This window comes from Mesorhizobium sp. M4B.F.Ca.ET.017.02.2.1 (genome assembly GCF_003998955.1).
In the GTDB taxonomy this organism is placed as follows: domain Bacteria; phylum Pseudomonadota; class Alphaproteobacteria; order Rhizobiales; family Rhizobiaceae; genus Mesorhizobium; species Mesorhizobium abyssinicae.
This window is the reverse complement of record NZ_RZOF01000015.1, coordinates 1-14211: the sequence shown is the minus strand read 5'-3', so window position 1 is coordinate 14211 and position 14211 is coordinate 1. Positions and strand designations below refer to the sequence as shown.

Below are 14211 nucleotides of genomic sequence, written 5' to 3'. Positions count from 1 at the left end.
ACCTCAGTCGTGGAACATCTTCACGGATGACGGGCTGTAACCGCTGCCGGCCATGAAGCGGCTGAATTGCTGCCGCGCCTGTTCCTGCGCGGCGGCCTGCCTCGCCTGCTCCAAGGCGCTGGCGCGCCCCTGCGCGGCCAGCATCGCGGTCAGGTCGGCGACCTGCTTGGCTTGCACGGCCAGAAGCTGGTTGCCGGCCTGCGTCGCCTGCAGGACGCCGACGGCCGACTGGCTGGCGCCGACCAGCGCGCTCGTCTGTTCCTGTGTCCCCTCAATGTTGTCGACGGCGACGGCTCCGGCCTTCAGCGAATGCTCGAACGCCGACACCGAGGTCTGCCAGCGTTCGCGCGCGCCATCGACAAGCTGCTGGCTGGAAAGATCCGAACCGAAATTCCGGTAGGTCGAGGCAAACTGGCTATCGATGTCCTGGACGCTGTAGGCGAGCCTGTCGGCTTGGCCGAGCAGGGTCTTCATCTGCGAAAAATTGCCTTCGATCTCGCCCAGCAGTGAGGTCGGCAGCGAAGTGAGGTTCCTCGCCTGGTTGATCAGCATCTGTGCTTCGTTCTGAAGCGAGGTCACCTGGTTCTGGATCTGCTCCAGGGCGCGGGCGGCCTGCAGCAGGTTCTGGCTGTAGTTGGTCGGATCAAAGACGATGAATGCCGACGCAGGTGCCGACGACAGGGTCATCGCGATTGCGACAATGCCGGCAGCCGTGCTTCGGGAACGAAGGATGGTGCGAAGCGAATTCATGACGAGGGCTCCTCTACCGTTTGGTCGGTGACATTGGTGAGATCGGGGATGAGGTCGGCCGCCCATCGCAGGCCGCGATCGGCAAGCCAGGCCTCGAGGAAATGTTCCTGGCCGGCTTCAGCGATGACGCGGCCGATCGCAGCCTGGTCGGATTTGGACGACGCGGCACAAAGCGCCAGTGCGATCGGACCGAGGCCCAGTTCGAACAGCCGGTTGCCGCGCCGGCTCTGGCAGTAATAGTCGCGCTTCGGCGTTGCCCGGGCGACGATCTCGATCTGGCGATCGTTGAGGCCGAAGCGCCGGTAGATTTCGGTGATCTGCGGCTCGATGGCGCGTTCGTTCGGCAGGAACAGCCGCGTCGGGCAACTCTCGACGATGGCCGGCGCGATCTTGCTGCCGTCGATGTCGGAGAGCGACTGCGTGGCAAAAATCACCGATGCATTCTTCTTGCGAAGCGTCTTTAGCCATTCGCGGAGCTGATCGGCAAAACCTCCGTCGTCGAGCGCCAGCCAACCCTCGTCGATGATCAGCAGCGTCGGCCGTCCATCCATCCGCTGCTCGATGCGGTGGAAAAGGTAGGCAAGCACGGCGGGCGCCGCACCGGTGCCGATCAGTCCTTCGGTTTCGAATGCTTGGACCGAGGCCTCGCCGAGACGCTCATGCTCGGCGTCGAGCAGCCGGCCAAAGGGACCGCCAATGCAATAGGGCCGCAGCGCCTGCTTCAACGGCGATGACTGCAGCAGCACCGTGAGGCCGGTCAATGTCCGCTCCTGGACAGGTGCTGAGGAAAGCGAGGTCAGCGCCGACCACAGATGCTCCTTGACCTGCGGCGTCACGGGGACGCCCTCGCGCAGAAGAATGTCGACCAGCCAGTCGGCCGCCCAGGCACGCTCCGGCGTATGATGGATGCGGCTGAGCGGCTGCAGCGAAACGGCATCGGCATCGTCAGAAAGGTCCGCCAAGGTCAGCAGGGCAAGCGGATCGTCCCGGCTCTCTGCGCTTGTCGCATTGCCGCCCAGATTGTGCCAGTCGCCATCCATGGCGAGCATGGCAGCCCGGATGGAGCCGCCGAAGTCGAACGCGAAAATCTGGTTACCTTCATAGCGCCGGAACTGAAGCGCCATCATCGCCAGGAGCACCGACTTGCCGGCACCTGTCGGGCCGATGACCAGCGTGTGGCCGACGTCGCCAACATGCAGGCTGAACCGGAATGGCGTTGCACCTTCGGTCCTGGCGAAGAACAGCGCCGGTGCGCCAAGATGCTCGTCTTCAACCGGACCTGCCCAGACCGCCGAGAGCGGGATCATGTGAGCGAGGTTCAGCGTCGATAGCGGCGGCTGGCGGACGTTGGCATAGACGTGGCCGGGAATGCTGCCAAGCCATGCCTCGATGGCGTTGACGCCTTCGACGATACAGGTGAAGTCCTTGCCTTGGATGACCTTCTCGACCAGCCGAAGTTTCTCATCGGCGACCAGCGGATCGGGATCCCACACCGTGACCGTCGCGGTGACATAGGCTTGTCCGACCTGGTCGGAGCCGAGATCCTGAAGGGCCGCGTCCGCATCGGCCGCCTTGTTGGCGGCATCGGTGTCGACAAGTACCGATGCCTCATTGGTCAGCACCTCCTTGAGGATCGCGGCGACGGACTTGCGCTTGGCAAACCACTGGCGCCGGATCTTCGTCAGCAGCCGGGTCGCGTCGGTCTTGTCGAGCAGGATCGCCCGTGTCGACCAGCGATAGGGGAAGGCAAGCCGGTTGAGATCGTCGAGGATCCCGGGAAAGGTCACGGTGGGAAAGCCGATAATGGTCAGCGTGCGCAGATGTCTGTCGCCGAGCCGCGGCTCAAGTCCGCCGGCGAGCGGCTGATCGACCAGAAGCGCATCGAGGTGCATGGGCGTCTCGGGAACACGCACTTGATGGCGGTTGGTCGAGATCGTCGAGTGGAGGTAGGTGAGCGTCGCGGCGTCGTCGAGCCATTCGACCTCAGGAACGAAGCTCTCAACCAGGTTCAGAACGCGGTCGGTGCGGTCGACGAAGCTTTTCAACAGCTCCTTTGGATCAACGCCGCTGGTGGCCCGACCCTCATAGAGCCAGCTTTCCATGCGCGAGGTCTCCTCGGCCGGTGGCAGCCAGACGAAGGAGACAAAATAGCTGCTCTCAAACAGCTCCCTGTCCGACCTGCGATCGCCCCACTGGAACACGTCGTGGCTGGCCTCACCCTCGAACTGCCCGCGACGTTCAAGATCGACCAGGGCCGAAGCGCTGTCGGGGAACCGGCCTTCCGGATGGTGCTGCGCGGCAAGCCGAATGGCCTCGACGAAGATCGCCCAGCCGGAGCCTAGGCGGCGCAGCGCATTGTTGAGCCGGGCCGTCGTTCCAACCAGTTCGGCCGGCGTGGCGGAATCCAGATCGGGACCGCGAAAGCGCGCCGTCCTTTGGAAGCTGCCATCCTTGTTGAGCACCACGCCCGGTGCGACCAGGGCTGCCCAGGGCAGATAGTCGGCAAGGCTGACGGACTTCTTGCGGTATTCGGCCAGGTTCATCATGGCGAAAAGACCTCTCAGCAGCCGAAATGCGCGGGATAGCGAAGGTGCCGGCGAACGACGTCGATGAACCGCGCATCGCGCTTGGCGGCCCAGACGGCCGCGAAATGGCCGATCGCCCAGAGGATCAGACCAGCAATCCACAGGCGCAGGCCGAGCCCGATCGCGCCCGCAAGCGTGCCGTTGGCAATAGCGACCGCGCGCGGCGCGCCACCAAGTAGGATCGGCTCTGTGAGCGCGCGATGCACCGGTGCGAAGAAGCCCCTGATATCCTCATCCATCAGATCAGCGCCCCGCCGCCGAACGAGAAGAAGGACAGGAAGAACGAGCTGGCCGCGAAGGCGATCGACAGCCCGAAGACAATCTGGATCAGGCGGCGAAATCCACCGGAGGTGTCGCCGAATGCAAGCGACAAGCCGGTGACGATGATGATGATCACCGCCACGATCTTGGCGACCGGTCCCTCGACAGACTCCAGGATCTGCTGAAGCGGCTCCTCCCAGGGCATGGACGAGCCCGCGGCGTGGGCCGGCGCGATCATCGCAGCCGCAACGGCAGCAATCGCGGCGCCACGCGGCAGGATCGTACCAGGCTTGCGGACAGGCGATGAAATGATGGAAAGCGGATTCATTCTGCAGCTCCTGTGAGGGAATGGGGATTCAGGGTTGGTCGGGGTCTATCCTGGCCTCGAGCATGCGGTAGTCGCCGGTGGCGGGATCGAGACCATCGATGAGCGCAATCTCGACCAGGCGGCGGGCCGACCCGCGGCCGGCGAGGACGGTGATAAGGTCGACCGTCTCGGCGATGAGCAGGCGCGGGACCGTGACCACGGCTTCCTGCACGAGTTGCTCAAGGCGGCGCAGGGCGCCAACGGCGGAGCTGGCGTGGATGGTGCCGATGCCGCCGGGGTGTCCGGTGCCCCAGGCCTTCAACAGGTCGAGCGCCTCGGCGCCACGCACCTCGCCGATCGGGATGCGGTCGGGGCGAAGCCGCAACGATGACTTTACCAGGTCGGACAGCGAGGCGACGCCGTCCTTGGTGCGAAGCACCACGAGATTGGGCGCCGCGCACTGCAGCTCACGCGTATCCTCGATCAGCACGACGCGGTCAGTGGTCTTCGCCACTTCCGCCAGCAGCGCGTTGACCAACGTGGTCTTGCCTGTCGACGTCCCACCGGCCACCAGGATATTCTTGCGCCTTTCGACGGCGAGCCGCAGCACGGCCGCCTGGCTGTCCAGCATGACGCCGGCGCCGACATAGTCCTCGAGCGTAAAAACAGCCACGGCGGGCTTTCGGATCGCGAAGGTCGGGGCCGAAACAACCGGTGGCAGCAAGCCCTCGAAACGTTCGCCTGTCTCGGGCAATTCGGCCGACACGCGGGGCGAGCCCGAATGCACTTCCGCGCCGACATGGTGGGCGACCAGACGGACGATGCGCTCGCCATCGGCGGGAGCCAGAAATTCGTCGGTGGCCGAAAGCCCTTCCTGTAGGCGGTCGACCCAGAGCCGCCCATTCGGGTTGAGCATCACCTCGACGATCGAGGGGTCTTCAAGGAAGCCAGCGATGGCGGACCCAAGTGCCGTTCGCAGCATTCGCGCGCCGCGCGATATGGCCTCGCTGCCAGGCTGAAAATTGATTGCCACGCTGATCCCCATGCATCGCGGTGGTTCGTGCCGCGGTCGGGATGATTAGAAGAGGCAGGAACTCTGGCCTTGCAACAAGCAAAACAGGCGATCGCGGCACGGCGTGCACAGACTTGCAAAACGCGGTGCGAGGATCTCGCCGGGTTTGCGGCGCGGTCTATCGAGCGGCAGAATCATCCGCGCTGGCGGGTGAGGCAGGCGGGACGTCGTCAGCGATTTCTTGCCTTAGTTTTGGACCCTTGCTCAACCGGCGACCAAGCGCGTCGACGAACGCGTCATAGCGCTGCAGACCTTTCGCGCGGGCTTCGGCCTGTGCGGATTCCGGCAATGCCGGCGTGGAGTTCAACCAGAACCGAACGAACAGCGCCAATGTCTCGATTGCGATGCCGACATCACGCTCGACGCGCTGCACGCGACGGTCGACCTGGTCGAGCCGGCGGGTGACTGCCGCCTCCTTTCGCTCCTCGGCATCCGGTGACAGAAAAGAGGCGATCGCTGCCTCGGCTATCAGCGACAGCGAGACCTCTCGCCGTGCCGAATAATCGGCAAGCGCATTCATGACGCCGGGATCGAGATAGGCAGAGAGGCGCTTTTTCTTTGCGTTCCTCACGGCTCAAAGCTCGATGCCATCATTCGGATCGAGTGCGGCCTGACGTGAAACCTGCCGCATTGCGCGGTCGAGAGAACGCCGACGGACGGCATCGTCGTCAGGCTCGTCCCGATCGAGGTCGAACTCATCTACGCGCTCTGTTGTTCGCTCAGGCGCAATGTCCTCATGTTTGGGGAGCTCCGGCTGCCGGCGGATACCACCATTGGCCGGATCCTCATCCAGTCCATCTGCGGGTAGCGGCGGCGCTACAAGACTGGGCTCGGACGCCGCCTGGACTGCTGTCCAGTCGTCGCCAGGCGACGTCCCCGCGACCGCTTCAGGTCTGGGTGGCGGAAGAACCCGTTCGGCAAGACGCGGATCGGCGAAATAGCGTGCCTTCTTCGCGCGGATAGGAAACAGGCCCGATACCATGACGATGGCGTCGGCAGGCGGGAGCTGCATGATCTCGCCCGGTGTCATCAGCGCGCGTGCTGTCTCTTGCCGCGAGACCATGAGATGCCCAAGCCAGGGCGACAACCTGTGGCCGGCATAGTTCTTCATGGCGCGCATCTCGGTTCCTGTTCCCAGCGAGTCGGAGACGCGCTTGGCAGTACGCTCATCATTGGTGGCGAAGCTGACGCGCACATGGCAGTTATCGAGGATGGAATTGTTCGGCCCATAGGCCTTTTCGATCTGGTTGAGAGACTGGGCAATCAGGAATGACTTGATGCCGTAGCCCGCCATGAAGGCCAGCGCACTTTCAAAGAAGTCGAGCCGACCGAGAGCCGGGAACTCATCCAGCATCATCAATAGGCGATGTCGGCGATCCTTTGCATGGAGATCCTCCGTCAACCTGCGGCCGATCTGGTTGAGCACCAGCCGGATCAGCGGTTTGGTACGGCTGATGTCCGATGGTGGCACCACCAGATAGAGCGTCGTCGGCCGCTCGCCCTCGACAAGGTCGGCGATACGCCAGTCGCAGCGCGAGGTCACTTTGGCCACCACCGGATCCCGGTAGAGGCCCAGAAAGCTCATGGCCGTCGAGAGCACGCCGGAGCGTTCGTTTTCCGACTTGTTGAGCAATTCGCGCGCGGCTGACGCCACGACAGGGTGCGGACCGGCGCCTCCGAGATGCCTGGTCAACATCATCCTGCGCAGCGTCGTCTCGACCGGCCGCTGTGGATCGGAAAGGAAGCTCGCGACACCGGCGAGTGTCTTGTCCTGTTCGGCATAAAGGACATGCAGGATGGCGCCTACCAGCAAAGCGTGGCTCGTCTTTTCCCAATGGTTCCTGCGCTCCAGCGAGCCCTCGGGGTCGACCAGCACGTCGGCGACGTTCTGAACGTCGCGGACTTCCCATTGGCCGCGCCGGACTTCCAGCAACGGATTGTAGGCCGCCGACGCCGCATTGGTCGGATCGAAGAGCAAGACGCGGCCAAAGCGCGTCCGCCATCCAGCAGTGAGTTCCCAGTTCTCGCCCTTGATGTCGTGGACGATCGCCGAGCCTGGCCAGGTCAGCAGTGACGGCACGACGAGGCCTACACCCTTGCCGCTTCGGGTCGGCGCAAAGCACAACACATGCTCGGGACCATCGTGACGCAGATAGTCCCGGTCCAACTTACCAAGCACCACGCCGTCCGGACCGATCATGCCTGCGGCACGAATCTCGTCGAAGGTCGCCCAGCGCGCGGAGCCGTAGGTGGCTGCGTTCTTCGCCTCACGTGCACGCCAAACCGACATGCCAATGGCCTCCGCAATCGCGATGAAGCTGCCGCTTGCCGCTATCAGCGCGCCCTCGACGAATATCTCAGGCGCATAGGCATCGTAGAAGAACCACCACCAATAGAATGCCGGCGGCGGATAGATGGGCAGGCCGGCAAACACGAACCACGGCGGCCCAAGCTGCGCCTGGAAGCCGAGACGCCAGGCCGTCCACTGTGTGGCGCACCAAGCGGTGAGAAGCACTATCAAAAGGGCAGTGAGGACCTGACCCCACAATATCCTGGTCGCCGGCATATTTCGTTTCCCGGACAGCAATTGGGAGCGGATAGACAATGTGGGGAGCTCGCGCATGCAAGAAGAAATGAGCGATTGACGCAACTGGTCGTGCGCTGACGTGCAAAGACCTGCCAAGGAAGGAAGGCGGTCGAGAGCTCAATGACGCCTTCGATCGGTCAAAGCCCGATTCCTCGCTTCCTCCCGAAGTTCCAGTCAACACCACTGTGCCCGCGGGTGACGCCGGAGATGTGATTGCCGAGTTGCTTGTCGAGGGACGGCGACCACGGCACCAGGCTGAAACCGAGCCCCTCATCAATCATAAGGAAGCGGCCGGAAGCGAGCGAAAGCCTCTGTCGATAGATGCCAGCCACTTGGTCGCCTTCGGAACCCTTCACGTAGGGCAGTCCGGTCTCGGCAGCGAGCCGAGCGCCAAGCGCGTTCACCTCGCGATCGCGTAGCGTGTCAATCAGATCGCGAGCGAGGATGACGCCTTGACCGTCGCGCCGTGCGAAACCCTGCTTAAGAAGATATTCGGTGCGACGCTGTAGCGCCTGCCTCACGTCCCTGCCGAAGCCGCCCTCCCCAACTTCGATGGATTCACGCGCGACAAGTCGACGGTCGAGCCATGTCGAGCCATCGGCATGGATTTGTTCTTCGATGGAGAGGTCGGAGCGGACTGCGAGCGCAACACGGCTGCGGCCCTTCGCATCCTCGTAGCGTCGAAGCTCGACGATCGAGCCCGGGGTGGAATCGCCGGTGGCGTCGATATCTTGAAACCGGATGTGATGGGCACGACCGTCTATACCGTCCACGACGGCATAAGCCGAGCCCTTCAGCTCATCGTCGAGCCCACGCTCCAACAACCGACCGATGACCGGCTTGTCGATCTGCTCAGCTGCAAGAACATAATCGGCGGCACCTTTGTCGATGCCATGGCCGGCCAGGCTACGATGCATCCGCTTGATTATGTCGCCGCGCTCACCGAGCGCACGCAAGGTCGTCTCAGCTTCCTCGGCCATCATCCATTGGCCGGGACGGATTTCGTTAGCAAGACCGAGGCCTTCCAGCTTGCGAAGCCGTCCGGCTTTGAGCGTCAGGAACTGGTCGGGCTGGCGATCGGGATGCGGAGCGAGATCGATTATGCCGTGGCGATCAGCGTCGCGAACAAGCTGGCGGTCGAGCTGTGTCCAGCGCTCGGTGTCGACCTGCTGCTCGATTGTCCGCCGGATGTCGTGATCGGTCCGAAGTCCGAGTGCCTGGGTGAGGATTTCGCTCGCACGGTCGCGCATGCCCTGGCGAATGTAGTCGCGTGAAATGACGAGGTTCTCACCATCGTCGGCGACACCGCGGACGAGGATGTGGATATGCGCATGCTCAGTGTTCCAGTGGTCGACGGCGACCCAGTCGAGCTTCGTGCCGAGATCGCGTTCCATGTCGACCATCAGATCACGAGCAAAACTCTTGAGGTCGCCCAATTCTTGGGCGTCATCTGGCGAGACGATGAAACGGAAATGATGCCGGTCGTCCTTGCATCGTTCGGCAAAGGCGTCGTGGTCGACCTCGTCCATGTCAGGCCCAAACATTCTCGCCTCCTCGCCGTCACGGGTCACCCCCTCGCGGCGGAGATATTGGAGATGCGCGGCGAGCGGCGCCGAGCCCCTGAATTGACGGACGACGCGCGCCTTGACGACGGCCCCGCGTGAGCGGCCAGAGATGAGACGATTGGCACGAATACTTGCCGACCTGCCGCGGCCGAACGTGGATGCTCGTGGAGAGGTGATCTGTCCCTTGCGCGAGATATGCCCGCCAGCTCGCTGCGTGGCCGCGAGCGCCTGGAAAATGAACGGCCGAGCCCGCTGGCCGGCGCGAGAGCGGATACGACCAGGCCGGACGCGGAAGTCATCGTCACGGTTCATGGCTGCTAGACCTGCGAGGTGCGATTTCGATTGGAAAGATTGCGAAAATGGCAATGGCGCACATCGCGGGTTTCTTGCTTACATCGCGGACCCGGCGCGCAAACCCTTGAAACCCAACACCCCGACCGAGCCGCACATCGCGGCCCTTTATCCTGCCATCCCTCTCCGACTTCGCCTGATGCTTGTCCTCCCACCGCCAATTCCACGGCGGAACAGGTCGGAACGCGAATTGCGAGAATCCTGGAGATCATCGCGACGTACCGGAATAACGCTGGATAAACAGGTCACCCGAACTGAACTGCTGGGCGGGACTTGCAACTTTCGGCGCGACTTCCGGAGGCACCTCCAGCGCCGTTAGATCAGTGATAAACACACCCGTCGGCCGCGGCCTGCCAACTGAACTGATCCCCGAAAACACGGTGTCGGCCGCGCTATTCCAACCTCCGCCGCCTCGCAGTCTAGCCTCGTTCGCTACATCCATGGCGTGATCGAAGAGCGGCGAACGATCCGCTCTCTCTCTGTTTTCAGCCAGCCGCGAGCAAAGCGAGATTTCTGCAGTTCCTTTGATCAGTGGCGTGAGCTTCGCGACGTAGTCAATCGTCTCCCGGGGAAGTGGGCGACCCTTCGAAAGATGGTTGTCGTAGCGTTCCGGCCCGGCATTGTAGGCGGCGAGAAATCCCTTCGCGCCGAAGCGATCGCGCATCTCGCGGAGATAAGCGGCACCGGCCAAAATGTTGTCCTGAGGATCGAACGGATTGCTGCGGAGATGATGTTTGACGCGCAACTCCTGCCAGGTTGCTGGCATGATCTGCATCAGGCCTAGCGCACCTTTTGAGGAAACCGCACGAACATCGCCACCGCTCTCGACATGAATGAGGGCGCGTATCAAACGCTCGGGAATGTCGAAACGCCCAGCAGCTTCTCGTACGAAGATGGACCAGTCGACCTTCGATGCGATTGCAGAGTTTCGGCCAAGCTGTGGGAGAGAACACGGCACTTCCGCCGCACCGACTGGAGGCACATACCCGAGGAGCGCGCACACCGAGAGCATCGCCATGGAGCGGCGGACGATAGCGCGGAGCTCGGCGTCCCGACGCGCCGGCAGCCTGCCGGCGTGCTCGCTTCGGTCAAGGGCAAGGCTTCGCCGGCCGGACCGACTCGCAGAAGACGCGGGGTTCGAAAAGCAAGCGTCCGGCCGCCCTTGACCGTCGCTGCGCGCGACGGCCGCCTGGCGGGCGATCGGGTCGAAGGGATTGACCGCGGCCCGATCGATCAAAGGGTTTGCGGCAGAAGGATATTGGGCGCGCAATCGCGGCATCGAATCATGCCCGGTCATCGCGCTTTGAAGCTCGGTTCCAGTGCAGGTTCCAGACATCCTTTTCGGATGCGACCTGGAACAGGCTGGCGCGGATCGGTTGCGTAAAAGTCGGATCGTCGAGGAGGATGGACAGCCAGGTCCCCGCCTTTTCGCTGGTGCGATCCCACGCAGCGCCAATCTCGACGCCTTCGCAGTAGATCCGGTGTTGCGGTGCGTTTTCGCCGTCCGCTTGTACAGCAGGCAGGATGGCGAGCTTGGCGTCGATCGTGAGCGTGCAGATGTTGCCGAAGAAGCCGTCATCGTTGCGAGTGAAAGTGCCGATCTGGGTCATGCGAAAGTCCTTTCGTTGGTGGGAGGATTAAGCCGTCACGGCTTGCGGCGAGATGGTTTGCCGGATAGATCTGGCACCGAAGGTGTGTTGACGTTTGTCCAGACGGGGACAGCCCGGCCGACGACAGCGGTCATGGGAAGCGGGCCGAAGTAGCGGCCGTCAAAACTGTCCGGAACGCCCAGGTTCATCAGGAATACTTCGCTATCGCCAATGATGCGGCAGCCCCGCCAGGCCGGTAATGGCCTGCCGTGGCTGTCACGTTCGTGGGCATAGCCATAGGTCACACGGCGCACGATGATGGCTCTGCCGCGGCGACAGACCATTTCCCCGCCAAGCGCCAGGACGCGCTTCAGGAGCGGCAGGCCACGTGGCAGATATCGACGCTCGGCGAGGAAGCCGGCGAGTGGCTCAGGCGGCGTGATGGCGGCAAGATCGCCGACATTCACTGTGCCGCCAGGTTCAAGGCGATAGAGGCCAATCGGAACGCTCGCCGATGCGTTCCAGATCAACCAAGGGGCGTGTTTGCTCAGTGCAGGAGCGACCACAAGCGCCACGCTGGCGAGCATTGCCGCGACGATCGTTGGGCGCGCGCTCATGGCTCAATCCGCCGACGCAACAGCCACGCTTCGTGACGCTGCTGTGTGTAAGGTCGAGGGTTTTCGCGTGCGGCAAGCCGACTATGAACATGGCGCCAGTATTCCGGCGCGACGTCGACGGGATCGATGCCGATCGCCTCGACGTCGTCGATGACTTGCAGCATCCTTTCCACTTTCGGCCAGCCGATGGCAGTCAGCAGGATATCGGCGCCGGGTCGCACATAGGCCACGGTCGAACAGCGCTTCCCTGGACCGACGGCTCGCAGAATGTCGATGCGCGAGGCGACAGTGCCAAAGTCATTCGCCGTCCCGCGGACGAATGCGAAAATGCTGCCCGGCGCGAAGGCCACGACGCGTCGGCTTCTGTCGATGATCCTGTTCTCGATGGTCTTGCCGAAGCGGATGTAGTTCTCAATCCGGTTCTTCAGCCAAAGCAATTCGATATGGGTGAGGTCGCTCATGTCGCCCTCCACCTGGCGTGCCAAGTGTGCGCAACGGCGACCGAGGTCGTCGGTCGACTGACCGTCACGCGAGGATTTGGGCTGATTTCGACGATCTTGAACGCACGCCGACCGTCACACGTGGAAGGTCCTCCTTCACAGCTGCTTTCGTGAAGCAGGCCTGCCGTTAGAAAGAATCCGAAGGATTCCGGGTTAGATAAGTTAGCGGCCCGAATTAGGCTTTCGGTTCCATAGCTTGAGCATCGTTCGGGTTCCTGAAATGACGAGAAAGAGGTTCCCGAAATCCCGTTTCCCTGGGTTCCTGAAATGACGAGCTGATTCACAGGTTGTCCTCCGCAGCCCGCGCTTTGCGAAAGCGCGTGAATGGATCTGGGTGAGAGGCCCTGAAGGTGAGTAGCGGCTCGCCAGATCGGGTTACGCCGAGTTCGAGCCGATAGCCGGGAAGTGATTGGCGGCGAACGATGGCGCGCACCTCGAAGGCGAAGCGCTTGTAGGCCGACAGGGTACCGGACTTGATGTGAAGATGACGAAGGTCGAACGACCAGCCATGTGCCTGTCGGCCGCCATGTTTTCGCACGAGCCGATAGAGCCAGCGCTCGATGCCACCTGTCAGATCGAAGTAGGCGCGGTCGATGGTGAGCACGAAGGCGTCGACCAGGATGCCGGCATAGAACCAGTCGGGCAGGACAAGCTCGATGCCGAGAGGCCAACCGCGATCGTCGACCCGCTCCTTCCACTCGTTGATCCAGGAGAAACGGTGCATGCGCCGTTCGGTCGGCTGCCGGATCGAGGTGGCGACAGTGGTCGACTGCAGCCGGTCGAGTGCCGCCTTGAGCAGCCCATATTCTCGGGCGGACGTGCCACGGCCGATGAAGGTCAGTATCTCGTGCGGCGTTGCCGCCATCATGCGTGACGTCCGCAGCCCGTTGTCACGTGCATCGACTATCTGCGAGGCCGCCCAGATCAGGATGTCCGCATCCCAGATGGTTGCCATCCCGTGGTCGATCGTCGCTTCGACACGAATGGCGATCTCGCCCATGCGAAAGTCGATCGGCGTGATCCGGCGTGACTTTGCGAGCGAGAAGAACGGCCAGGCCATCAGATCCTGCGCGTCACGCAAGGCCATCTTGCCGGGCCGCGCATGAAACAACGCAACAGGTTCCAGGTCTCTAGGCGGCGGGCGCATTTCCATCCTCAGCGCGGCTTGCCGATATATGCCGGTGCCCGGGCCGCATGCGGCTTGGCCGGAGGCATCAAGGCAGCGTCAGCATCGCTGGTGGAGGTGCGGGCGCCGAGCGCGATCCAGGCATGCAGATCGTCTATGTCGTAGAGGACGCGACCGCCGATCTTGATGTATTTGGGACCGGTGCCGTAGGTGCGGTGCTTTTCCAGTGTCCGAGCACAAAGGCCGACGACAGGAGCGGCTTCCTTCGTTCGAAGATATTTTTTGGGCGCGCCCGCGGGACCACTCGTCATTGCTCGATCTCCATTCGGTTTTGCTGTCGTCCTGGCCTGCCGGGACGCGCGAAACGGACGATGGCCGGATTGAGAAACCGGGAGGGAGGGCAAAGATCGTGAGAGCGTTTTTGCTACCCCTTTGCCAAAGACCTCAAACGTCGGACTTGTGGCCTCGGCTTTGCGGATAGAGCAAAAGGTCGCGATAGCCGCCGGCGACCAGGCGATCGGCGCGGCGCAGGAGGGCGCGCACCTTGTGGCGAAGATGATGATCGCGCCAGTCGCGCGGCGCGATGGGTTCGCGGGACAGGAGTGCTTCCGCGATCTGGCGGTAGGATGCCCTGGCATACCTGCCGTCATAGGCGCGCAGGTTGAGAATATGTCTCAGCCTCGCCTGTTGCGGCAGCGAACCATAGCCTCGGCCAGGAGGTCGGCCGTTCAGCGCTCGCCAGAAGCGGCGCGCCGCGTCGAGCCTCGTCTCAAAGTTTTCGTCCAGCGGGAGGATGATGGCGTCAATGCCGCGCGGGCTGTCGGATTTGCTGGAGACGATCTGATGCGCCTGGCGCTCCAACTGCCAAACGCTACGAATTTGATCAGTCTCAGCCCATATG

The 14211-nt window shown here is 62.9% G+C and carries 15 protein-coding genes; all 15 read right to left on the bottom strand.

What is annotated here, in order from left to right; translation table 11 throughout:
- Nucleotides 1–3: 3 nt before the first annotated feature.
- Complete coding sequence (gene trbJ / locus EN738_RS03875) at nucleotides 4–750, bottom strand: P-type conjugative transfer protein TrbJ (RefSeq protein ID WP_127282541.1); 747 nt, start codon at nucleotides 748–750, stop codon at nucleotides 4–6.
- Nucleotides 747–3296, bottom strand: a complete 2550-nt coding sequence (gene trbE / locus EN738_RS03870) for a conjugal transfer protein TrbE (RefSeq protein WP_127282540.1) — start codon at nucleotides 3294–3296, stop codon at nucleotides 747–749. Before trbE ends, trbJ begins: the two co-directional genes overlap by 4 nt.
- Nucleotides 3297–3310: 14 nt before the next feature.
- On the bottom strand, nucleotides 3311–3574 hold the full coding sequence (locus EN738_RS03865) for a VirB3 family type IV secretion system protein (protein WP_127282539.1): 264 nt from the start codon (nucleotides 3572–3574) through the stop codon (nucleotides 3311–3313).
- Nucleotides 3574–3834, bottom strand: a complete 261-nt coding sequence (locus EN738_RS03860; protein WP_245494343.1) for a TrbC/VirB2 family protein — start codon at nucleotides 3832–3834, stop codon at nucleotides 3574–3576. The genes EN738_RS03865 and EN738_RS03860 overlap by 1 nt, the downstream gene beginning before the upstream one ends.
- A gap of 118 nt (nucleotides 3835–3952) precedes the next feature.
- The gene (gene trbB / locus EN738_RS03855) at nucleotides 3953–4885 is read right to left on the bottom strand and encodes a P-type conjugative transfer ATPase TrbB (RefSeq protein ID WP_189605748.1); all 933 of its coding nucleotides are present in this window, start codon (nucleotides 4883–4885) and stop codon (nucleotides 3953–3955) included.
- Between the two features lie 208 nt (nucleotides 4886–5093).
- A complete protein-coding gene (locus EN738_RS03850; RefSeq protein ID WP_127282537.1) occupies nucleotides 5094–5495 on the bottom strand; it encodes a CopG family transcriptional regulator in 402 nt (133 codons plus the stop codon).
- A gap of 54 nt (nucleotides 5496–5549) precedes the next feature.
- Nucleotides 5550–7541 (bottom strand): conjugal transfer protein TraG, encoded by a 1992-nt coding sequence (locus tag EN738_RS03845; protein WP_127282536.1) that lies wholly within the window; start codon nucleotides 7539–7541, stop codon nucleotides 5550–5552.
- A 158-nt stretch (nucleotides 7542–7699) separates the two neighbouring features.
- Entirely contained in the window at nucleotides 7700–9439 is a 1740-nt protein-coding gene (locus EN738_RS03840) for a VirD2 family relaxase/mobilization nuclease (RefSeq protein WP_127282535.1), read from the bottom strand.
- Between the two features lie 247 nt (nucleotides 9440–9686).
- The gene (locus EN738_RS03835; protein ID WP_245494340.1) at nucleotides 9687–10496 is read right to left on the bottom strand and encodes a lytic transglycosylase domain-containing protein; all 810 of its coding nucleotides are present in this window, start codon (nucleotides 10494–10496) and stop codon (nucleotides 9687–9689) included.
- 265 nt (nucleotides 10497–10761) lie between these two features.
- A complete protein-coding gene (locus EN738_RS03830) occupies nucleotides 10762–11088 on the bottom strand; it encodes a DUF736 domain-containing protein (RefSeq protein ID WP_127282534.1) in 327 nt (108 codons plus the stop codon).
- Nucleotides 11089–11123: 35 nt separating this feature from the next.
- Nucleotides 11124–11684 carry a S26 family signal peptidase gene (locus EN738_RS03825; RefSeq protein ID WP_127282533.1) on the bottom strand — a complete coding sequence of 187 codons (561 nt, stop codon included), beginning with the start codon at nucleotides 11682–11684 and terminating at the stop codon, nucleotides 11124–11126.
- Entirely contained in the window at nucleotides 11681–12145 is a 465-nt protein-coding gene (locus EN738_RS03820) for a DUF2840 domain-containing protein (protein ID WP_127282532.1), read from the bottom strand. Before EN738_RS03820 ends, EN738_RS03825 begins: the two co-directional genes overlap by 4 nt.
- A 319-nt stretch (nucleotides 12146–12464) precedes the next feature.
- Nucleotides 12465–13331 carry a replication initiator protein A gene (locus EN738_RS03815; RefSeq protein WP_245494338.1) on the bottom strand — a complete coding sequence of 289 codons (867 nt, stop codon included), beginning with the start codon at nucleotides 13329–13331 and terminating at the stop codon, nucleotides 12465–12467.
- Nucleotides 13332–13339: 8 nt separating this feature from the next.
- Complete coding sequence (locus EN738_RS03810) at nucleotides 13340–13621, bottom strand: helix-turn-helix domain-containing protein (protein ID WP_127282530.1); 282 nt, start codon at nucleotides 13619–13621, stop codon at nucleotides 13340–13342.
- Between the two features lie 133 nt (nucleotides 13622–13754).
- On the bottom strand, nucleotides 13755–14211 hold a 457-nt coding region (locus EN738_RS03805; protein ID WP_210214061.1), incomplete at its 5' end, for a DUF2285 domain-containing protein.

What these genes read in the sequence shown, in the direction of transcription:
- EN738_RS03840 (WP_127282535.1), bottom strand. Translation starts at nt 9,439, where the DNA reads ATGAACCGTGACGATGACTTCCGCGTCCGGCCTGGTCGTATCCGCTCT.
- EN738_RS03830 (WP_127282534.1), bottom strand. Translation starts at nt 11,088, where the DNA reads ATGACCCAGATCGGCACTTTCACTCGCAACGATGACGGCTTCTTCGGC.
- EN738_RS03845 (WP_127282536.1), bottom strand. Translation starts at nt 7,541, where the DNA reads ATGCCGGCGACCAGGATATTGTGGGGTCAGGTCCTCACTGCCCTTTTG.
- EN738_RS03825 (WP_127282533.1), bottom strand. Translation starts at nt 11,684, where the DNA reads ATGAGCGCGCGCCCAACGATCGTCGCGGCAATGCTCGCCAGCGTGGCG.
- trbE (WP_127282540.1), bottom strand. Translation starts at nt 3,296, where the DNA reads ATGATGAACCTGGCCGAATACCGCAAGAAGTCCGTCAGCCTTGCCGAC.
- EN738_RS03850 (WP_127282537.1), bottom strand. Translation starts at nt 5,495, where the DNA reads ATGAATGCGCTTGCCGATTATTCGGCACGGCGAGAGGTCTCGCTGTCG.
- EN738_RS03860 (WP_245494343.1), bottom strand. Translation starts at nt 3,834, where the DNA reads ATGATCGCGCCGGCCCACGCCGCGGGCTCGTCCATGCCCTGGGAGGAG.
- EN738_RS03865 (WP_127282539.1), bottom strand. Translation starts at nt 3,574, where the DNA reads ATGGATGAGGATATCAGGGGCTTCTTCGCACCGGTGCATCGCGCGCTC.
- EN738_RS03810 (WP_127282530.1), bottom strand. Translation starts at nt 13,621, where the DNA reads ATGACGAGTGGTCCCGCGGGCGCGCCCAAAAAATATCTTCGAACGAAG.
- EN738_RS03835 (WP_245494340.1), bottom strand. Translation starts at nt 10,496, where the DNA reads ATGGCGATGCTCTCGGTGTGCGCGCTCCTCGGGTATGTGCCTCCAGTC.
- trbJ (WP_127282541.1), bottom strand. Translation starts at nt 750, where the DNA reads ATGAATTCGCTTCGCACCATCCTTCGTTCCCGAAGCACGGCTGCCGGC.
- trbB (WP_189605748.1), bottom strand. Translation starts at nt 4,885, where the DNA reads ATGCTGCGAACGGCACTTGGGTCCGCCATCGCTGGCTTCCTTGAAGAC.
- EN738_RS03820 (WP_127282532.1), bottom strand. Translation starts at nt 12,145, where the DNA reads ATGAGCGACCTCACCCATATCGAATTGCTTTGGCTGAAGAACCGGATT.
- EN738_RS03815 (WP_245494338.1), bottom strand. Translation starts at nt 13,331, where the DNA reads ATGCGCCCGCCGCCTAGAGACCTGGAACCTGTTGCGTTGTTTCATGCG.